This is a genomic window from Dactylosporangium sp. CA-139114 (assembly GCF_050955725.1).
Taxonomy (GTDB): Bacteria; Actinomycetota; Actinomycetes; order Mycobacteriales; family Micromonosporaceae; genus Dactylosporangium.
This window is the reverse complement of sequence record NZ_CP192080.1, coordinates 10,166,731-10,187,159: the sequence shown is the minus strand read 5'-3', so window position 1 is coordinate 10,187,159 and position 20,429 is coordinate 10,166,731. Positions and strand designations below refer to the sequence as shown.

General features: G+C 71.6%; 16 protein-coding genes and 1 pseudogene. 5 read left to right on the top strand and 12 right to left on the bottom strand.

From position 1 onward, the window contains the following. The first annotated feature begins 166 nt into the window (after positions 1-166). Both ACQP2P_RS45940 and ACQP2P_RS45935 read left to right on the top strand, forming a co-directional pair. On the top strand, positions 167-925 hold the full coding sequence (locus ACQP2P_RS45940; protein ID WP_433611995.1) for a hypothetical protein: 759 nt from the start codon (positions 167-169) through the stop codon (positions 923-925). Between the two features lie 315 nt (positions 926-1,240). Then, positions 1,241-1,921, top strand: coding sequence for a GNAT family N-acetyltransferase (locus ACQP2P_RS45935; protein ID WP_433611993.1), 681 nt, complete (start codon positions 1,241-1,243; stop codon positions 1,919-1,921). Positions 1,922-2,230: 309 nt separating this feature from the next. Here ACQP2P_RS45935 and ACQP2P_RS45930 read toward each other — a convergent pair whose 3' ends face one another. The 7 genes and pseudogenes from ACQP2P_RS45930 to murJ all read right to left on the bottom strand — a co-directional run bounded on the left by ACQP2P_RS45930 (position 2,231) and on the right by murJ (position 10,799). Beyond that, the gene (locus ACQP2P_RS45930) at positions 2,231-3,409 is read right to left on the bottom strand and encodes an N-acetylmuramoyl-L-alanine amidase (protein WP_433611991.1); all 1,179 of its coding nucleotides are present in this window, start codon (positions 3,407-3,409) and stop codon (positions 2,231-2,233) included. A gap of 262 nt (positions 3,410-3,671) precedes the next feature. After that, positions 3,672-4,007, bottom strand: a complete 336-nt coding sequence (gene trxA, locus ACQP2P_RS45925; protein WP_350622573.1) for a thioredoxin — start codon at positions 4,005-4,007, stop codon at positions 3,672-3,674. A 34-nt stretch (positions 4,008-4,041) separates the two neighbouring features. Beyond that, positions 4,042-4,968 (bottom strand): thioredoxin-disulfide reductase, encoded by a 927-nt coding sequence (gene trxB, locus ACQP2P_RS45920; protein WP_433619563.1) that lies wholly within the window; start codon positions 4,966-4,968, stop codon positions 4,042-4,044. 92 nt (positions 4,969-5,060) lie between these two features. Beyond that, positions 5,061-5,990 (bottom strand): hypothetical protein, encoded by a 930-nt coding sequence (locus ACQP2P_RS45915; RefSeq protein ID WP_433611989.1) that lies wholly within the window; start codon positions 5,988-5,990, stop codon positions 5,061-5,063. Between the two features lie 161 nt (positions 5,991-6,151). Continuing rightward, a pseudogene (gene sigM / locus ACQP2P_RS45910) lies at positions 6,152-6,721 on the bottom strand (RNA polymerase sigma factor SigM); the annotation flags it as partial. Positions 6,722-6,787: 66 nt separating this feature from the next. Then, positions 6,788-8,305: a protein kinase family protein gene (locus ACQP2P_RS45905; RefSeq protein ID WP_433611987.1), complete on the bottom strand. Its 1,518-nt coding sequence runs from the start codon at positions 8,303-8,305 to the stop codon at positions 6,788-6,790. A 493-nt stretch (positions 8,306-8,798) separates the two neighbouring features. Beyond that, the gene (gene murJ / locus ACQP2P_RS45900) at positions 8,799-10,799 is read right to left on the bottom strand and encodes a murein biosynthesis integral membrane protein MurJ (RefSeq protein WP_433611985.1); all 2,001 of its coding nucleotides are present in this window, start codon (positions 10,797-10,799) and stop codon (positions 8,799-8,801) included. Between the two features lie 838 nt (positions 10,800-11,637). Here murJ and ACQP2P_RS45895 point away from each other — a divergent pair. Continuing rightward, positions 11,638-13,089, top strand: coding sequence for a CCA tRNA nucleotidyltransferase (locus ACQP2P_RS45895; RefSeq protein ID WP_433611983.1), 1,452 nt, complete (start codon positions 11,638-11,640; stop codon positions 13,087-13,089). Here the strand turns inward: ACQP2P_RS45895 and ACQP2P_RS45890 are convergent. Then, positions 13,067-14,116: a peptidylprolyl isomerase gene (locus tag ACQP2P_RS45890; RefSeq protein ID WP_433611981.1), complete on the bottom strand. Its 1,050-nt coding sequence runs from the start codon at positions 14,114-14,116 to the stop codon at positions 13,067-13,069. The genes ACQP2P_RS45895 and ACQP2P_RS45890 overlap by 23 nt on opposite strands. Before the next feature lie 204 nt (positions 14,117-14,320). Here ACQP2P_RS45890 and ACQP2P_RS45885 point away from each other — a divergent pair, with 204 nt between their 5' ends. Continuing rightward, positions 14,321-15,184 (top strand): hypothetical protein, encoded by an 864-nt coding sequence (locus ACQP2P_RS45885; RefSeq protein WP_433611979.1) that lies wholly within the window; start codon positions 14,321-14,323, stop codon positions 15,182-15,184. A 2-nt stretch (positions 15,185-15,186) separates the two neighbouring features. Here the strand turns inward: ACQP2P_RS45885 and ACQP2P_RS45880 are convergent, their stop codons facing one another. From ACQP2P_RS45880 to ACQP2P_RS45870, 3 genes are all read right to left on the bottom strand, one after another. Continuing rightward, complete coding sequence (locus ACQP2P_RS45880) at positions 15,187-16,554, bottom strand: MFS transporter (protein WP_433611977.1); 1,368 nt, start codon at positions 16,552-16,554, stop codon at positions 15,187-15,189. Between the two features lie 99 nt (positions 16,555-16,653). After that, positions 16,654-18,180: a flotillin family protein gene (locus tag ACQP2P_RS45875; RefSeq protein WP_433611975.1), complete on the bottom strand. Its 1,527-nt coding sequence runs from the start codon at positions 18,178-18,180 to the stop codon at positions 16,654-16,656. Positions 18,181-18,203: 23 nt separating this feature from the next. After that, complete coding sequence (locus tag ACQP2P_RS45870) at positions 18,204-18,704, bottom strand: NfeD family protein (RefSeq protein ID WP_433081850.1); 501 nt, start codon at positions 18,702-18,704, stop codon at positions 18,204-18,206. Between the two features lie 85 nt (positions 18,705-18,789). Between ACQP2P_RS45870 and ACQP2P_RS45865 the strand changes: the two genes are divergently transcribed. After that, positions 18,790-19,278 (top strand): methylated-DNA--[protein]-cysteine S-methyltransferase, encoded by a 489-nt coding sequence (locus tag ACQP2P_RS45865; protein ID WP_433611972.1) that lies wholly within the window; start codon positions 18,790-18,792, stop codon positions 19,276-19,278. Positions 19,279-19,334: 56 nt separating this feature from the next. Here the strand turns inward: ACQP2P_RS45865 and ACQP2P_RS45860 are convergent, their stop codons facing one another. Then, on the bottom strand, positions 19,335-20,414 hold the full coding sequence (locus tag ACQP2P_RS45860) for an inositol-3-phosphate synthase (RefSeq protein ID WP_433611970.1): 1,080 nt from the start codon (positions 20,412-20,414) through the stop codon (positions 19,335-19,337). Positions 20,415-20,429: the final 15 nt, after the last annotated feature.

The following is a 20,429-nucleotide window of genomic DNA, read 5'->3' as shown; positions in this document are numbered from 1 at the left end:
CGTGAAACCGAGCGCGAAATCGGGCGCGGCCCTGTGGATGAACATTGCCACACGTAGGACGACCTCGATTGCGTCATCCACAGCGCAATCCACCGAACCTGTGGATAACTCGCTCGCTGTCCACAGGGTGCGGACAGCGGCCTTCCGTTCGGCTAGGGTCGGCTTCGTGCCCGAGTCGCCACAGCAACCGCCACAGCTCCCCGCGTTCACCTACTGGCCCACCTTCCCGTTCGAGGGCGACATCCGCGTCAAACGCCTCCTCGACCCGGTGCCGATCGAGCCCCCGCGCCACGGCGACAACCCGGCCGAGTGCCGGGCGTGCTCGGCGCCGGACGAGGCGTACATCTGGGTGAGCGACCGCTGGCGAGTCCGCGCGCTCGATCGCCCGACGGGCCTGCCGGCCGTGCTGATCCTCGAGTCCCGGTCGCACCTCGACCTGGGCGACCTGCCGAACATGCTCGCGGCCGAGCTCGGCGTGATGACCGTCCGCCTGGAGCGCGCGATCCGCTCGCTGGACGGCGTGGCCCGGGTTCACGTGAACCGCTGGGGCGACGGCGCGGCGCACCTGCATGTGTGGTTCCTCGCCCGCCCCTACGGACGGCTCCAGCTCCAGGGCACCTTCCTCGCGCTGTGGGACGACATCCTGCCCCCGATCCCCGAGGACCGCTGGCGCGAGAACCTGGCGATGGTCGCCGCCTGGCTGGCCGAGTTCGGCGGCCGCCCGCTGGCCGAGCCGCCGCGCATCAACTGGACCGCCCCCACGAGCCTGGCCGAGCGCGAGGCCCAGTCGCAGCCCGACGACGCCCTGGAGCCGGCGGCCGCCGCGGCCGAGAACGACGACGTGACGGTCCCGGAGCCGGCCGCGGGCAACGACGACACACCGGACGACCCGGCGTCGCAACAGCCTTCGGCCCCGGCCCGCTGACCCGACCACGGGAGCGAAGGGGGCAGCGGTGCCCGCGTCGGACAGCTCTCAAGACGCAGGCGGGCGGGCACCGGGCCTGCTCGTGCTGACCGTCCTGTCCGGAGACCGCCGCGATCAGGCCCGGCGCGGGGCATTCACTCGCCATCGGGCCGACCCCGCCGCCCACCTTTGGTAGCCGTCCGGCCACGACGATCCACCCGAACGGGCGCCGGGGGTGAGCAGGGATAAGGAACTTGTCCGCGGATGGGTCCCACGGCGTGTCGCGAATGCGTACCATCAGGACGAGCTAATCCCGGGTGCGGTGGAGATGGGCCAATGTCGCGACGTCTCGTCAGTTTGACGCTGGACACCCTCGAGGACCTTCCTCGATCGTGCCGTGACTGCGTGTTCTGGGAGCTCGACCCCGTCGCCGCCGATCGGGCGTGTGCCAACGGCGACCCGGGCCTCGAGAAGGAGGCCTGGGTCTCGCAGACGCTGCTCGAGTGGGGCTCGTGCGGCAAGCTCGTGTACGTCGACGGCATGCCGGCCGGATTCGTGATGTTCGCGCCGCCCGCGTACGTGCCGCGGAGCATGGCCTTCCCGACCTCCCCGGTCTCGCCCGACGCCGTGCTGCTCATGACCGCGCACGTCGTGCAGCCGTTCGCCGACGGCGGGCTCGGCCGCATGCTCGTCCAGGGCGTCGCGCGCGACCTCACCAAGCGCGGCGTGAAGGCGATCGAGGCGTTCGGCGACGCGAAGTTCGGCGAGGTCGACGAGGCGGGGCGCAACGAGCGCGGCTGCGTGGCGCCGGCGGACTTCTTTCTGTCGATCGGCTTCAAGACCGTACGACCGCATCCGCGCTATCCCCGTCTGCGTCTCGAACTCCGGACCGCCCTGTCGTGGAAGTCGGACGTCGAGTACGCCCTGGAGAAGCTGCTCGGCTCGATGAGCCCGGAGTCGCTGCTCCGCCCGGTGCTCCCGGTTCGCCCGGCGACTCGAGAGATGACCTCCGGCTGAGCCGACCGAGCCCGAAAAGGCTCCCAAATTCGGGCAAATTCTCACGCCACACCCGAGCGTGGGGGCCTCGGTTCGGTCCAGGCATCCGGCGGCCCGGCGAGCAGGTCCGGGGCTGAGACTCCGGTTGGGCGCGGCCAGGGGGCATTCGCGAAGACGGTCCGCTGTGTTGTGCGTTCGAGCCGAGCCCTTACCCGCAGTGCCGATCGCGGCACCGACCGGAGCGCAGCCGGCAACGGCACGAGAACTGTGCTCAGCCAAGCGCCGACGGCCCGGAAGCCGCACGGCCCCGGGCCAGGTGGCGGGTGAGCGCTACGCGGTCGGGGCGGTCGAGCCGGTCAAGGCCCGAAGCAGACTCACGTCGATCGAGCCGGTCGGGACGTCCGCCTCGACGGGGAGGTACATCCGCTGGACCGCGGCCATGATGGCCTCCACGACCCGGTCGCGGAACGCGGGGTCGATCAGCTGCCGCCGGTCGCCCGGCGACGTCAGGTAGCCCACGTCGACCCGGACGGCGGGCATCTTGGTGAGCCGGAGCAGCTCCCAGGTCTTCGCGTGGGTGTGGCAGTCACGCAGCCCGGTGCGGACCACGATCTCGCGCTGCACGAGGCCGGCCAGCCGCTCCCCCACGACGGAGGTGGGGCCGGAGACGGAGCCGTAGTGGTAGGTGGCGACGCCGTCCGCGAGGGGCGTGGCGTGGCCGTCGAGGTGGATCGAGATGAGGAGGTCGGCGCCGAGCTCGTTCGCGAGCTGCACCCGGTCACGGTCGCCCAGAGCGTTCGCGGGCTGCGGACCCCTGGTGAGGTTCACCCGCATACCCGCGGCCGCCAGACGGCCCTCCAGACGGGCCGCAAGGTCGTACACGAGGTCCGCCTCCACCCACCGCAGCGGCCCGTCCGGCACCACGTGCCCGGTGTCGGGTCCGCCGTGGCCGGGGTCGATCACGATGCGCTTGCCCAGCAGCGTCGGGCCCGAGGCGCGGAAGGCCTCGGCCTCGCGCAGGAGCTGGGGCCGGCCGCCGATGACCTTGCGGCCGAGCCGGCGCAGGGCACCGATCGTGGCCGGGCCGCACTCGCCGTCGGGGCGCAGGCCGACCTCGCGCTGGAACTGGGCCACGGCGTGCGCGGTGCGGCTGCCGTAGATGCTGTCGGCGCGGCCGGGGTTGTACCCCATCTCGAGCAGCCGCTCCTGGAGCTGCCGGACGTCGTCGCCGACGTAGGGGTCGCCGACGGTGTGGAACAGGGCGCGCTGGCCGAGCCGCCAGCGGGCCGCGTCCAGGGCGCGCCAGGTCTCGTCGCCCACCTCGCCGTCGACGGTGAGGCCCCGGCTCTGCTGGAAGGCGCGCACGGCCCGCTCGACGTCGGCGTCGTATTCGGGATCACCCCACGACGGATCCGACGGCAGGAGATCCTCCAGCAGCTCCAGCACGACCAGAATGCCGCGGATCTCGGCAACCGCCGCGCCCCGCGCCCCGCGCCGGATAGCCCGCATATGGTCCTCCTGAAGTGCCTGTGCCCCGCGTCGGAATCGTACGTGCCCGCCTGAGCGCGCCGTTATGGGGCGATTCACCCATGCTGAGCCGCGTCCGCGAGGCAGCGTACTCCCACCACCCCGGTAGCGCGCCCCACCGGGCACCGCACCATAGAGAAAAAGCGCCGCGCCGGGCGCAGCGTTACACCGGATCCGAAATGCCCCGCCTCCGCGTCGGCGGAGACGGGGCATCGGAGAGACTCGCGCGGAGCGCGAGCTGGGATCAGGCCGGGTCGAGCGCCGACTCGATCAGCCGGACCAGCGCGCTCTTCGGGTTGGCGCCCACGACCGAGCGGAACGGCTCGCCGTCCTTGAACACGGTCAGGGTGGGCACCGAGAGGACCTGGTAGGCCCGCGCGGTCTCCGGGTTGCTGTCGATGTCGACCTTCACGATCTTGACCTTGTCGGCGAGCTCACCGGCGGCGATCTCGTTCAGCATGGTCTCGATCTTGCGGCACGGCTGGCACCATTCCGCCCAGAAGTCCACCAGAACCGGAATATCCGATTTGAGGACGTCGACCTCGAAGGTCTTGTCGCTGACGGGCTGGATGGCTCCCATGCGCTCTCCTTCTCTCCAAGCTCTCTTGCTCGCTCTACAGGGCCGCGATGTACCGCTCGGCGTCAAGGGCCGCGGCGCAGCCGGTGCCCGAGGCGGTGATGGCCTGCCGGTAGGTGTGGTCGACGACGTCGCCGGCGGCGAACACGCCCTCGATGTTGGTGCGGGTGCTCGGCGCGGCCACCTTCACGTAGCCCTCGTCGTCGAGCTCGACCTGGCCGCGGAACAGCTCGCTGCGCGGGTCGTGACCGATCGCGACGAACACGCCGGCCACCGGCAGGTCCTGCTCTTCGCCGCTCACGGTGTTCTTGACGCGCACCGCGCCGACGCGGCCGCCGCCGTCGACGACCTCCGTCACGACGCTGTTCCAGAGGACCTCGATCTTCTCGTTGGCCAGGGCGCGTTCGGCCATGATCTTGCTGGCGCGGAACGAGTCGCGGCGGTGGATGATCGTGACCTTGGCGGCGAAGCGGGTGAGGAAGGTCGCCTCCTCCATCGCCGAGTCGCCGCCGCCCACGACGACGATGTTCTCGTTGCGGAAGAAGAAGCCGTCACACGTGGCACAGGACGACACGCCCCGGCCGAGCAGCTCCTGCTCGCCCGGCACGCCGAGCGGGCGCCAGGCGGAGCCGGTGGCCAGGATGACGGCCTTGCCCTGGTATTCCGTCTCGCCGACCCACACGCTCTTCACCGGGCCGTCGAGCGCGACCCGGGTCGCGTCGTCGGTGATGAACTCGGCCCCGAAGCGTTCGGCCTGCTTGCGCATGTTGTCCATGAGCTCGGGCCCGTTGATGCCGTCCGGGAAGCCGGGGAAGTTCTCCACCTCGGTGGTGGTCACCAGCGCGCCACCGGAAGTAACACCCTCGATCACCAGGGGCTTGAGGTTGGCCCGGGCCGCGTAGACGGCAGCCGTGTACCCGGCGGGACCGGACCCCACGATGATCAGGTTGCGGACCTCGTCCACGGTCGACTCCTCGAATTCAGCCTGTGCCAGCAAAACGCCATCCTACGAACCGGCCATTCCCGGTGAACGGTGACTCGTGTGCCACATCACCACTACGGGGCGGTGGTTCGGTACCGTTCGTCGGCGATCGCCCCGCCGAGGCCGCAGTCCGGTCCGACGACGATCACGAGACGCCTGCCCACCGCGGTCCGCGAACCGTCGACGACCACGACCAGCGCCGCCTGCCCCTCGAACGCGGCGTAGTCGACCAGCGCCACCTGACCACCGTATTCCCTCGTAATCGCCGTGATGCACGCGGCCCGCGCGGCCGGCTCGGCGAGGCGCGCGAGGGGGCTCGGCACGGCCGCCGGGGCCTTGGCGCTGTTGTCGAACGCGCTCGCGCCGCCGTCGCCCTGCACGTTGTTGTGGGACTGCGCCTTCGGCACCGTCTCGGCGACGCCGCCGACCGTGCCCCGGGCGTAGTCGCGGCCGCTGGAGATGATCGGCGAGTCCCCCGAGAACGGCAGGAACCCCGACGATCCGGGCCCGGCGTCGCCCTGGGCGCCGGTGGCGGAGCCGCGCTCGGGCCCGCCCGCGGCCACGTTGGGCACGGCGGACGCGGGCCGGTCGGACTTGGTGGCCCCGGACTCGCGCAGCACCTGCACGCCCACGCCGCCGCACACGAGCACCGCGGCGGCCGCGGCCAACCCGGCGGTCCAGCGCGTCCGGCGCCGTTTGCGCGCTTCGCGCGCACGGTTCAGGTCGACCACGGGGGCGTCCGCGGGGGGCGCGGTGACGGCCGAGGCCAGGGCCGCGTCCAGGCGTTGTTGCACATCCAGCGGTACCGGGAGTGCCTCCGCCCCCAGCGCGTGCAGCTCGTCACGCATGGCCGCGTCGGCCGACACGAGCATCGCGTAGGCCTCGGCCCAGCTCTCCTCGGTGCTGACCAGGTGGCGCACGTCGTCCGCGGCCGGGGTGCCGTCCAGCGCCCCGCCGACGAAATCGGCGAGCCGGTCGAGGTCGGCTTCGGTGAAGGCCGTCACGCGCCACCCTCCTTTCCGGACGCGGATGGGACGTCTGACGCGAGCCCGGTGGGGCGGTTGTCGGTCGTCGGCCCGGCTCGGTCGTCGGCCCGGGCGTCGTGCGGGACGCCGGACCGGCCGCCGGGCAGGGCGTCGGTCGGTGCGGCGGCTCGGGCGTTCGCGGGCGCGCCGGCCCGGGCCGCATCAGATGGGACGCGGCCACCGTCGACGGGGTTCCGCAGGTGGCCGAGGAGCAGCGCGAGCCGGGCCCGGCCGCGCGCGCACCTGCTCTTGATGGTGCCCTCCGCGACGCCGAGCATCACGGCGGCCTCGGCGACGGCGTAGCCCTGCACGTCCACGAGCACGAGCGCGGCCCGCTGCTCCATGGGCAGTTGCTGCAGCGCCTGGCGCACGTCCAGGGCCGTGTCGCGGTCGGTCGCCGGGGCCGGTGTGATGTCCGTCTCGGGCAGCGGGACCGTGGGGCGGGCCTGACGACGGCGCACCCGGTCGAGGCACGCGTTCACCACGATCCGGTGCAGCCAGGTGGTGACGGCCGAGTCGCCGCGGAAGTTGCCGGCCGCGCGGAACGCCGAGAGCAGGGCGTCCTGGAGCGCGTCGGCGGCCTCCTCGCGGTCGCCCAGCGTGCGCAGCGCGACCGCCCAGAGGCGGTCGCGGTGGCGCTGGACGAGCTCGCTGAAGGCGTGAGGGTCGCCGCCGGAGTGGGCACGCAGCAGCCACGCGTCGTCGCGCATGTCCCGCGCGCCCGGCTCCGCAGCGTCCACGGCTCGCACCCTATCGATCGCGGCCGGTCCGTGGGGTCACTGCACCCGGACGGTTATCTCTCCGATAGCCACGCGGTATCCGCTGTTGCTCTCCTTGGGCAGCTTGGTGATCCACACGAGCAGGTAGCGCGTCTTCTGCTCCGGCCCGTTGAAGATCGTCGTGCTGCCCATGTTCTGCCGCGGCGTGCCGGCCACGGTGCCGTACTGCTGCACCGTCGCCTGGTCCTGGGACTGACCGCTGCCGAGGTCCTGGCTGCCGGCCCGCAGCTCGCCGTCCGCGCCCGGGGTCTGGAAGTCGACCTGCACGGAGACGACCTGCTTCTCCTCGCCGAGGTCGAGCCACACGCCCATGCCGGCCTTCTTGCCGCCGAAGTCGGCCTTCGGGTAGCGCTCGGTCTTCCACACCGTGTTGGCGTCGCCGTCGACGGTCTTGTCGGCGTCCTTGACCTCGGAGCGGGTGCCCTGCGGGTCGATGATGCGGACCTTGGAGGGATCGATCTTGAGCACGACCGGCTGCCCGGCCGGCTTGGCCTGCTGCGACGCGGTCGTGCCGACCGGCCCGTTCCCCGGCGATTGCGTCTCCGGCGTGGCCGGGTCGCCCAGCACGCGGGCCGCGGCCAGCGTGCCGGCCAGGGCGAGCACGAGCAGGCCGACGACGCCCACGGCGAGCTTGCGTCCGGCGGGCTTCGGCGGGGCGGTGGACTGCGCGGCGGAGTCGAACGCGGCGAAGTCGACGCGCCCGCCCTCCTCGGCCGCCTCCTCCTCGTCGAGGCTGCCGAACGAGGCGAGCTCGCCGGCGAGCGACTCGGCCGAGGGCAGCGGGAGGTCGGGGTTGAGCAGGTCGGCGACGAGCGAGTCGAGGGCGGCGGGCACGCCGGCGCGCACCTGGCGCGGGGTCTGCAGCGCGCCGTTCCCGTCGCGGACGCCGTCGGGCACCGAGTAGGTGCCGGCCTCGGCGTGCGGCCAGTAGCCGGTCAGCGCGCAGTACAGCACGGCGCCGATCGCGCGGATGTCCGTCTCCGGCGTGGCGCCGTCGTCGGCCCGCGCGTCCGTGAGCACCACGCGGCCGTCGTGCGCGACGAGCACCGTGCCGGGGTGCACGTTTCCGTGCGCCATGCCGGTGCCGTGCATCGCCGCGACGGCGTCGGTGACGGCCCACGCGATCGCGATCGAGCGCCCAGCGTCGAGCGGGCCCTGCGCCACGATGTCGCGCAGCGCGATGCCGTCGACCCACTCGCGCACCACGTAGGCGCGCTCGCCCTCGTCGATCGCGTCGTAGACGCCGACGAGGTGGGGGTGCACGATGCGGCTCATGGCGACCGCCGCGGCCAGCATCTCCTTCGCGCTCTCCCCACCGGGGTAGCGCGTGACCACCGCTACCGGGCGACGCAGGATGACGTCGATGCCGCGATAGAGCTGGCGACCCAGCGAGTCGTTGCCGATGTGCTCTTCGAGCTGGTAGCGCTCGGCAAGGATTTCACCGACGGATGGGGTGCCGAAGGTCAGAACCTGGGGAGCGCCCCCAGCCTCCAGCCCTTCGTCGAGCTCAGCCACCCGTCCTCCCTTCCGATCCGTGTGCCAACCTGTGGCGTCTGTCGTAACGCGAGTCGCAGTCACTAAGCCTAAGCGCTTCGGCAGGGCGCCGGGGTTGACCTTACCTGTCGGCTCTTAGGTCTCCGACACGTCATCATCTCCGGACCACCCCGCGTGAGGCCAATTGATCACCCATGTCAGGACACGGCGGTCATTTCCCCTTCATGCACTTTTCACCGAATAGTCGCTGACCGCCACGCTGCCCGGCGCCGCCGCGGAGCGTCATATCGGACATTGGGCCGCAAATCTGACGAACCGCAGGACGGAGTGTGTGTCACGCGCCCGGAGGCCCGGGAGTCACAGCGCCCACATCGGTCTCACGAGCGCAGCCCCGTTCGGGTTCACCCTCGCCACCCACTGAGACGACGATCTCTGTCGAATCGCCACAAGCCACCCGTAAACGTCAATCTCGGCAAATATCGCTCACGGCTGCTCTGCGCTGTCGTGAACACCATCAGCGGCCGAGGCGGCGCCGGATCATCGAGGCGAACTGGTTGACCTCGGGCACCTTCAGGAACATGGCGCCGGCGGCGTAGACGGCGAGCAGGACTGCGCTGCCGAGGATCAGCTGCACCACGCCCTGGACCTTGCCGGGGTCGATCATCAGGCCGACCAGCCACGTCACGCCCAGGGCCAGCAGGCCACCGGCCGCGGCGGCGACGCCGAGCCGGATCAGCGTGTCCAGCAGCTTGCGCAGGCCGAGCCGGCCGAGGCGCTTGCGGAGCAGGACGTAGCCGACGACGAGGGCCACGACGTAGGACAGCGCCGTGCCGACCATGAGCGAGGTCGTGACGACCGCGACCGGCAGGACGAAGTAGAAGCCGACGTCGAGGATCAGGCGCACCGCGACGCCGCCGATGTTGACCAGCGCCGGGGTCTTCGTGTCGCGCATCGCGTAGAAGACGCTCGTCTGCATCTGGCTCAGCGCGAACGGCACCAGGCCGAGGCCGGCCGCGGCGACCACCGACCCGGTGGCCAGCGACTGGTCGTAGCTGTAGCTGCCCCAGTTGAACAGCGTGACCGCGAGCGGGCGGCCGAGCACGAGGTACACGGCCCCGGCCGGGATCAGGATCACCGACGCCAGGCGGCTGGCCTGGGCGAGCTGCTCGGTGACGTCGGAGAAGCGCCCGTCCGCGGCGGCGGCGGAGATGCGCGGCATGATCGCCGTGATGACCGAGACCGCGACGATGCCGTGAGCCATCATGAAGATCAGGAAGGCGTTGTTGAACACGGCCGGGCCCTCGCCGCCGCGGAGCTGGTTGTTCTTGGCCAGCGCCATGACGACGGTGATGCCCAGCTGGTACACCCCGACGTAGAGCAGCATCCAGGCGCCCAGCTTCGCCAGCTCGCGCAGGTGCAGCTTGCGGAAGTCGAAGCGCCACTTCCAGCGGAACCCGGTCTTGCGCATGGCGGGCCACAGGCCGGCCGCCTGCACGACGATGCCGAGCGTGGTGCCCAGGCCGAGGACCAGCACCTGGGGCAGCGTGATCGTCTCCGGCGTCGGCAGCCCGCCGCCGCGCACCATCATGAACACGCCGGCGGTGACGATGATGACGACGTTGTTGAGGATCGGCGTCCACATCGGCGCCGCGAAGTGCCCGCGCACGTTGAGGATCGCGGCCGAGATGCCCGCGAGGCCGTAGAAGAAGATCTCGGGCAGCAGCAGGTACGCCAGCAGCGTGATCAGGTCGCGGTCGCTGCTCGTGACCTTGTCGTTGCCGAGGGTGTAAATGGCGGTGATGAGCGGCGCGGCGACGACCACGATCAGCGTGGCGATGCCGAGCGCGACGACGGCCAGGGTGAGCAGGCGCTGGGCGTGCGCCTCGCCGCGGTCGGGGTCCTCCTTGCGGGCCCGCACCAGCGTGGGGATGAGCACGCTGGCCAGGACGCCGCCGAGCAGCAGCTCGTACACCTGGTTGGGCAGGTTGTTCGCCAGCGTGTAGTCGTCGCCGACCACCGCACCGCCGATGGCCGCCGCGATGGCCGCGGCCCGGATGAACCCCGTGGCCCGGCTGACCAGGCTCAGGATGGCCATCGTGCTGCTGTTGCGCACGACGGTGCCGGTGCTGTCGTCGTCGGCCGCGGACGGCGGCGCGGTCTCCTCCACGACCGGCGCGTCGGCCACCACCTGCGGCCGCGGGACGACGAGCGGCATCGCGACGGTGGGCGCGTTGGCGGGGTCGAGGGGCATGTCCGCGGGGCGGCGGCCGACCTCGAGCCGGACGGTCTGCCCGGGGTCGAGAGGTCCGGCCGGGGGCCGGAGCAGCTGCGTGGGCCCGGACAGGAACTCGCCCCCGCGATCCTCCGGCGCGCCCGTCGCCGCGAGCGACCCAGGCTCACGCGGCGGCGTGTGCCCCGGCCGCGGCGCGGCGTGCGCGTGCGGCGGCGCGGCGTGCGCGTGCGGCCGCGGCGGCGCGGCGTGCGGCGGCGCGGCGTGCGGCGGTGCGGGCGGCACGATCTGTGTCGGCTCGGCGGGCGAGGACTCGGCCCACGGGGAAGGCCGCTCGGAAGACCCGTGCGCGGGCGGCACGATCTGCGTCGGCTCGGCGGGCGAGGCTGCGGCCCACGAAGGCGTCGCAGGCGCCGGATGCGCGCTCTCGGCGGGTCCCGCGGGTGCGGCGGGCGTCCAAGCCGGCGACTCCGTGGCCCAGGCGGGCAGTCCCGAGGACCCCTGCGCGGGCGGCGCGGATGAAGGCGGCGCGAACGATGGTGGCGCGGATGAAGGCGGCGCGAACGATGGTGGCGCGGATGAAGGCGTGGGCGGCACGATCTGCGTGGCAGCGGCGGGGCCCGGGTCGGCCCACGACGGCGGCTCGGCGGCGGGACCGGCCCACGAAGGCGTCGCGGCCGTCGACGGCCCCGAAGCCGGCGGCGCGGAAGAAGGCGTGGGCGGCACGATCTGCGTAGCAGCGGCGGGGCCTAGGCCGGCCCACGACGGCGGCTCAGCGGGCGGCACGACCTGCGTCGGCTCGTCGTGCGCCCGGTGCGCGCCCCGACGACGCCGCGGCGGCTCGCCAAGAGGGTCCGGCCAGCCGTCCTCGTCCACGAGCTGCGCGTCCGAGTCCGGTCGCATCGACGCGGTCGGGTCATCGCTCCAGCGCCCGCGCTGTGCCGGGTCCTGCCCCGGATCCATTCGCCACATCCCAACTCGCCCGTACGTTCACGCTCGCAGCACCGACCATAGTGGCACCCCCCGACACTTCCGAGGGGTCGCCGATTTTCAGGCGACCCGGCGCACATCCGGCGGCTACCCTCGGTGCCTGCTTTCCCCGTCGCGATAGGCTGGCCGACCGATGCCCGAGACCACACGCGCCCTCAACGAAGCCCAGCGCCGCGCCGTGCACGAGCTGCTGCGCGTTTCCCCCGTCGCCGACGAGCTCGGCCGACGCTTCGGCCGGGCCGGCAAGGAGTTGCACCTGGTCGGCGGCTCGGTGCGTGACGCGCTGCTCGGGCGCCTCGGCGACGACCTCGACTTCACCACCGACGCGCGGCCCGAGGAGACGCTGCGCATCATCGGCGGCTGGGCCGAGTCGGTGTGGACCACCGGCCAGGAGTTCGGCACGATCGGCCTGGCCCGGCGAGGGTTGCGCATCGAGGTCACCACGTTCCGCGCGGACGCGTATGACCGCGTGAGCCGCAACCCGATCGTCCAGTACGGCGACAACCTGGCCGACGACCTGCGCCGGCGCGACTTCACCGTCAACGCGATGGCGGTCTCGGTGCCGGGCCACGAGTTCACCGACCCGTACGGTGGCCTGAACGACCTGGCCGAGGGGGTTCTGCGCACCCCGGGCCGGCCGGAGGACTCCTTCGCCGACGACCCGCTGCGGATGCTGCGCGCGGCCCGGTTCGTGAGCAAGCTCGGCTTCGCCGTCGCGCCCGAGGTGCTGGCCGCGATCACCGAGATGGCGCCCGACCTGGCCCGAATCACGGCCGAGCGGGTGCGGGACGAGTTCGTGAAGCTCATGTGCGGCCAGGACCCGGTCGCCGGCCTGCGGCTGCTGGTCGAGACCGGCCTCGCCGAGCAGTTCCTGCCGGAGCTGTCCGGCCTCAAGCTGGAGATCGACGAGCACGCCCAGCACAAGGACGTGTACGAGCACACGCTGATCGTCGTACGCAACGCGATCGGCCACGAGCGCAACGGCGCCGACTTCACCCTGCGCATGGCGGCGCTCATGCACGACATCGGCAAGCCGGCGACGAAGGCGGTCGGTTCGGACGGCGGCGTGAGCTTCCACCACCACGAGATCGTCGGCGCGCGGCTGACCAAGCAGCGGATGAAGGCGCTGAAGTTCCCGAAGGACGTGATCTCCGACGTCGCCGAGCTGGTCGCGCTGCACCTGCGCTTCTACGGCTACGGCCGCGGCGAGTGGACCGACTCGGCCGTGCGCCGCTACGTCACCGACGCCGGCCCGCTGCTCGACCGGCTGCACGCGCTCACGCGCTCGGACGTGACCACCCGCAACCGGCGCAAGGCGGCCCAGCTCGCGTCCGACTACGACGCGCTGGAGAAGCGGATCGCGCGCATCGCCGCCGAGGAGGACCTGGCCCGGGTCCGGCCCGACCTCGACGGCAACGCGATCATGGAGCTGCTCGGGGTGCCGCCCGGCCCGATCGTGGGCCGCGCCTGGCGCTACCTCAAGGAGCTGCGGCTCGAGCGTGGCCCCCTCGAGCACGAGGAGGCCATCATCGAGCTGCGCAAGTGGGCCGAGGCCGAGGGCGTCACGCCACCCGGATCTCGGTGATCTGCACGGCGAGCTTGGGCGGGCCGTCCGGTCCGCCCGTCGTGGTGCCGGCGGCGGCGATCCGGTCGAGCAGGTCCATCCCGCTGGTCACGGTGCCGAAGACGGTGTAGTCGGGCGGGATGTCGCTGTCCTTGTAGACTACGAAGAACTGCGACCCGTTGGTTCCCGGGCCCGCGTTGGCCATCGCGAGCGTGCCCCGCGGATACGGCGGCACGGTCGTGGGCAGGTTCTCCTCGCCGAACTGGTAGCCGGGCGTCCCGGTTCCGGTGCCGCTCGGATCGCCGCACTGCAGGACGTACAACCCGTCCGTGGTGAGCCGGTGACACGGCGTGTCGCTGTAGAAGTCGTCGCGGGAGAGGTGCACGAAGGAGTTGACGGTGCAGGGCGCGCGGTCGGCGTACAGCTGAATGCCGATGGGTCCCAGGTTCGTCTGGATCGTCGCGGCCACCCGCCCGGTCAGCGTGGACTTGGGTGCGGGGGTGGCGATCAGGCGCGAGTCGCCCTCGCCGCGGTCGGCCGACGCGTAGGCGCACGGAACCCCGGCCGGGGCTTGGGTGCGGGCGCCGGTCGGCCCGACGGTGGCCCCGTCCGGCGGCGGGTTGCTCTGCGCGCCGGTGGTGATCGGGCCGCCGACCTGGGGCGCCGGTCCGCGGCCGGAGGCGACGGCCGAGACCGGGCCGCCGATGGACTCGGCCGACTCGCGGCCGGGCGCCAGCACGAGGTACGCCACGACCGCCACGACCGCGAGCGCCAGCACGGCCCCGCCGGCCAGCGGGACGAGCCGGCGCGCCGGGGACGCGGGCGGCGGTGGCTCGGCGGGCGGGGCGACCGGCAGCGCCCTGGCCTCGGCACCGGCTCCACCATTGGTCGGCGGCGGGAACTGGGGATCTTCTTTCGACCGCGGCGACGAGTCCCGCAGCGATTCGGGCCGGACCGCTCCGGGCACACCGGGAACGGGTGCGGACGGCGGCAGCGGCTCGGCGAGCTCGGGCGGCCGGGGGTCGCCAGGCTCCGGTGGTGTTGACATTTCGTAATCTTACGACTACTTAAAGCGACAATCCCGGAGCCTGTTGCTTGAGATCGTCAGGTTGTCGGAACCCCGACCACCGTAGCGTCGTGCATGTGGCGATTCGGCCGCTTCTGCGTGTAGACCGGGTCCGCTACCGTCGCTAGCACGCAACCCCCCCTGAACCTGGAGGCAGACATGCAGCCGTGTCCAACGTGCGGCGGCATGGGCATTGATGCGAACGGCTACTGCACGCAGTGCCGCACCTATCGAGGCGTCCCGCAGGCGCCCCAGCAGCCGACGAGCGGCACGCCGTACAGTGGCGGACCGTACGGCGGACAGCAGCCCTATGCCGGATACCCCACCAGCTCCGGACCGCAATATTCGGCTCCACCCTCATACAACGACCCGATCTCCGCTCCGCCCACCGCCTACGGCGCGACCTACGGCGGCGGCTCGTCGCCGTCGGGCGGCGGCCGGAACAAGTTCCTCATGCCCGTCCTGGCGTTGTCGGGCGTGCTGGTGATCCTGGTCGTGGCGATCGTGGTGGTCGCGGCGCTCAAGGGCGGCGACGACAACAAGACCAACCCGCAGGCGAACAGCACGACCGGCGGGCCGGCCGCGACCGGGACCGGCAAGGCGACCGAGAAGGCCGCGATCGACGAGTGCCTGGTCGGCACCTGGACCACCAAGACCTTCACGCAGCAGGTCCCGATGGACGGCGTCGGCAACGTGCCGATCAACCTGACCAAGAACGGCTCGACGCTGAAGTTCACCGCGGACGGGAAGCTGACCGAGACGTACAAGGACACGACCCTCACGGGCAACCCGACCATCTCGGGCTCGGCGACCCCGATCACGCTGACGGTCAACGCGACGGTCACCTCGAACGTGTCGACCACGAGCGGGACCATCGCCTACCAGAACGTGCAGGCGACGGGCACCATCAACACGAAGGCGCCGTCGATCAACTACGACGAGACCGAGCCGTTCCAGACGGACGACAACCCGGCGAAGTACACGTGCAAGGGCAACGACCTGACGCTGAGCGGCTCGACGTTCACCAGCACCGCGACCAAGACGTCGTAGCGCTACTGACGCGCACGGCGTAGTGCCCCGCCGGGGCCGGCGATGTCGTCGCCGACCCGGCGGGCCCAGCGGCCGCCCAGAGCCGCGTACCCGGCCGCGGCCAGCATGTATCCGGCGGCCACGACACACAGCACCGGCACCGAGCGCCCGGTCTCGGGCAGCGTGAGCGCGCCCAGGTACATCCCGGCGACGAGCGTCAGGTTGAAGGTCGTGTCGTTGATGCTGAAAACGCGGCCACGGTACTCGTCCGCGCACTCGTGCTGCAGCGAGGTATCGGTCACGATCTTGATGCCCTGTGCGGCCAGGTTCGTCACGAACACGGCCCCGAGCAGCAGCACCGGGTCGAACGGCAGCCCGAAGCCCAGGATCGCGGCGCCGGTGCCGGCCAGCACGATCACCACCCAGCGCCAGCCGCCGATCCGGCGCGCGACCGGGGGCGTCGCGAACGAGGCGATGATCATGCCGACCCCGCCGGCCAGGAACGCGTTGGCGATGGTGCCGAACGAGCCGGTGACGTCGCCGCCGTGGTTGAACCCGGTGCGGAACAGCAGCAGGGACGCGAGCAGGACGACGCCGTACAGCAACCGGAACGTCGCCTGCGCGAGCACCAGATAGGCCGCGCCGCGCTTGGCCGCCAGGTGCCGGATCCCGGCGACCGTGCCGCGGCTGGTCTGCACGAGCGCGGTCAGGATCGAGCCGCCCCTCCGGTTCGCCGCGTCCGGCCCGAGATCGTCGGGGCCGAAGCTCGCCCGGCCGATGAGCGCGGAGACGAGATAGAAGGCCGCGGCCAGGGCGGCGACGAGCGCGTACCCGTGAAACGACGTGGCCAGCACGGTCTTGATGAGCGCGGCGCCCGCCCCGATGCCCAGCGAGTAGCACAGCGACCCCACCGTGCCGGCGAACGAGTTCGCGGTGACCAGCGTCGTGTCCGACACCACGTGCGGGGTGGCCGCGGAGAGCCCGGCGAGGAAGAACCGGTTCAGCCCGATGACCACGAGGGCGAGCAGGAACGGCACCGGCGACTTCTCGCCGGTCCAGACGAACGCCGCGATCGGCAGCACCAGCAGCGCGCGCACGAGGTTGGCGACGACCACGATGGACAGGCGCCGCCAGCGGTCCAGGAACACGCCGACGTACGGACCGACCAGCGAATACGGCAGCAGGAGGATCGCGAAGCCGGCCGCGATCGCCATGCCGCCGGCCCGCTGCTGCGGATTGAACAGCACGCTGCCGGCCAGCGCGCCCTGGAACAGCCCGTCACCGACCTGGGCGACCGCCCGGACCGCGACCAGCCGCCGGAAGCCCCGCTGACGGAGCACGGCGCGCACGAAGTGTCTGGACTGGCGGGGGGCGATGGTGCTGGCGGACACGGCCCAAAGCCTACGGCGAACCACGCCCGTGTGACCCCGCACGAACAGAGTGGGGGCCCTCACCGAATGATGAGGACCCCACTCCGAAAGGTCACGAGGCTACGACTTGGGCGCCTCGACGGCGGGCCGGCCGTTCACCGGCTCGACGACGTCGTCGCCCGCGAGACCGCCGAGCTTGCTCAGCAGCTTCTGCAGGTCGATGCCGGTGAGGTCGGTGCCGAGCTGGAGGCCCTGGGCGACGTTGTTCGCCACCGACTTGGTCAGCGACGAGGCGCCGTCGGTCGAGATCACCGTCATCCGGTCGATGTTGCCCATCGGGTCGCTGGCCGCCTTGACCACATCCGGCATCACGCGCACCAGCAGGTCGAGGATCGCGGCCTCGCCGTAGGTGGCGAACGCGTCGGCCTTGAGCTTCATGGCCTCGGCCTCGGCCTGGCCGCGGGCCAGGATGGCGGACGCCTCGGCCGCGCCCTCGCGCTCGAGCGCCTCGGCGATGGCGACACGGCGCCGCTGCTCCGCCTCGCCTTCCTTGGCGCCCTCGATCGCGTTGGCCTCGGCCAGCGCGGCACGGCGGGACCGCTCGCCCTCACCGGTGAGGCGGGCCTGCTCGGCGTTGGCCTGGGCGGCCGCGATGGTCGCCTGCCGCTGCGCCTCGGCCTTGAGGATCGCGGCGTTCTTGGCCGCCTCGGCCTCCTGCTCCACCCGGTAGCGCTCGGCGTCGGCGGGCTTGCGCACCTCGGTGTCGAGCTGGCGCTGCTTGAGCTCGGCGTTGCGCTCGGCCACCTTCTGCTGCTCGGCGAGGATGATCTGCTCCCGCTCGGCCTGGGCGAGCGGGCCGGCCGCGGCCGACTTCGCCTTGGCCGCGTCGATCTCGGCCTGGATGCCGGCCTGCTTGAGCGCGAGGTTCCGGTTGGCCTCGGCGATGGCCTCCTCCGAGCGCAGCCGCTCGGACTCGGCGGCCTGGCGGGCCTGCGCCTCGGCGATGGCCGCGTCGCGCAGCACCCGGGCGGCCTCGGGCCGGCCCAGGTCGGCGAGGTAGGAGCCCTCGGCGAAGATGTCCTGCAGCTGGAAGGTGTCCAGCACCAGGCCCTGGTTGGTGAGCGAGTGCTCGGCCTCCTCGGCGACCGCGCCGGCGAACGCCGTGCGGTCCCGGATGATCTCCTCGATGGTCAGCCGGCCGACGATCGAGCGGAGCGCACCGGCCAGGACCTCGCTGGTGAACAGGTCGATGCCCTGCTGCTGGTTGAGGAATCGCTGCGCGGCGGCGCGGATGGCGTCCTCGGTGCCGCCGACCTTGACGATCGCCACGCCCTGCAGGTTGGCGCGGATGCCCTGCTTGCTCACCGCGCCGGTGATCTCGACGTGGATGCGGCGGCTGGACAGGTCGAGCACCTGCAGCTTCTGCACGATCGGCACCACGAAGACCGAGGCGCCCATGACGACCTTCTGCCCCGACAGGTCGGTCGAGCGCGAGCCGTCGAGGCCCTGCACCGACTTGCCCTTGCGGCCCGTGATGATGAACGCCTCGTTGGAGCCGGCCACCTTGATGCGCGAGACGATGAAGAGCACGATCAGCAAGATCAACAATACGCCGCCGCCGATGGCGACGAGCAGGACTGTGTCCATCCGCTCCTTCTTCCAGGGGGTATCTAGAGGGGGGTTTCTTCCACAATCACGCTGGTGGGGCTGGTCGCCTCCACCACGAAGACGCGGGCGCCGAGCGCGATGGGCCGGTCGGCGCGGGCGCTGACCTTCAACGGCTGGCCACCGAGGGAGATGCGGACCTCACCGAAGCCGTTGCCGGTGATGGGGGTCACGACCACGCCGGTGGTCCCGATCATGTCGCGCTGGGTCGGGGTGGCGTCGGTGCGCATGTTGAGCGCGAGCCGGGACAGGCGCGTCGCGAGCCAGGCGGTCGGCACGGCGGCGACGACACCGCCGACGACCGGCATCAGCAGGCCGTTGCCCCCGGTGAGCGCCCCGACGGCGGCGCCGGCGAAGCCGAAGGCGCCGATGAACCCGGCGACGGCGGGGACCGAGAACGGCCCGTCCACGTCGGGATGGCCGAAGTGGAAGAGGTCGCCGATGACGACGGAGAGGGCGAGCACGATCACGCCTACGGCGCCGATCACCAGGAACGTCGTCTCCACCGTGCGCCTCCCCTCGCAAGCCACCTGGAGGGTATCGCCACCGCGCCACTTCGAACGTCCGGCGAAAGGGGGCAGAATTGGCGACGTGCGGTGGGTTGAGGTTCAGGCGCCGATCGATGCGCTCGGCGTGGCGGTCGACGAGGCGGGCATCTGCCGGGTGCGCTTCGGCGGCCTGCCGTCGAATGCGACGGCGGCGGAGCCGGACGAGGTGCTCACGCGGGCGCGCGACGAACTCACGCGCTATTTCGCGGGCGAGGACATCACATTCACGGTGCCGTTGTCGGTGCGCGGGGGCTCGGACTTCGAGCGCGCCGTCTGGCGGCAGCTCTACGCGATCCCGTACGCGCAGATGCGCACCTACGGCCAGATCGCGGCCGCGGTGGGCGAGCCGGACGCGGCCCGCGCCGTCGGCACCGCGTGCAATCGGAATCCGATTCCGGTCATCATTCCCTGCCACCGTGTCGTGGGCGCCGACGGCAAGCTGGTCGGCTTCGGCGGCGGGCTGTGGCGCAAGAAGATCATGCTGGAACTCGAAGCGAAGGTGCGCATCGAGCGCGAGTTCGGCCTCTTATGACAATCCCGTGACAAAAAAGGGCCGGCCCGAGTGGGCCGGCCCTTCCCGAAGCGAAATCAGCGCTCGATCTCGCCCTTGATGAACTTCTCGACCGATTCGTGCGCGTCGTGGTCGTTGTACTGCACCGGCGGCGACTTCATGAAATAGCTCGAAGCCGACAGGATCGGGCCGCCGATGCCGCGGTCCTTGGCGATCTTCGCGGCCCGCAGCGCGTCGATGATGACGCCGGCCGAGTTCGGCGAGTCCCACACCTCGAGCTTGAGCTCGGCGTTGAGCGGGGTGTCGCCGAAGGACTTGCCCTCGAGGCGGATGTACGCCCACTTGCGGTCGTCGAGCCACGGCACGTGGTCCGACGGGCCGATGTGCACGTCGGACTTGACCATCTCGTGCGGGATCTGGGACGTCACCGACTGGGTCTTCGAGATCTTCTTCGAGACCAGGCGGGTGCGCTCCAGCATGTTCATGAAGTCCATGTTGCCGCCGAAGTTGAGCTGGTACGTCCGCAGCAGCTCGACCCCGCGGTCCTCGAACAGCTTGGCCAGCGCGCGGTGCACGATCGTGGCCCCGACCTGGCTCTTGATGTCGTCGCCGACGATCGGCAGCCCGGCGTCGGTGAACTTCTGGGCCCACTCCGGGTTGGAGGCGATGAACACCGGCAGGGCGTTGACGAACGCGCAGCCCGCGTCGATCGCGGCCTGGGCGTAGAACTTCGCCGCCTGCTCGGAGCCGACCGGCAGGTAGCACACGACGACGTCGGCCTGCGCGTCGCGGAGCACCTGAGCGACGTCGACCGGCTGCTCGTCGGACTCGTCGATCATCTCGCGGTAGTACTGCCCGAGGCCGTCGTGGGTCGGGCCGCGCTGGACGGTCACGCCGGTCGGCGGCACGTCGCAGAACTGGATCGTGTTGTTCTCGCTCGCGCCGATGGCCGCGGCGAGGTCCTGGCCGACCTTCTTCGCGTCGACGTCGAACGCCGCCACGAACTCGACGTCGCCGACGTGGTAGTCGCCGAACTTGACGTGCATCAGACCCGGTACCCGGTCATTCGGGTCGGCGTTGCGGTAGTACTCCACGCCCTGGATCAGGGACGAGGCGCAGTTGCCGACACCGACGATGGCAACGCGGACGGAGCTCATCGCGGATGCCTCCTT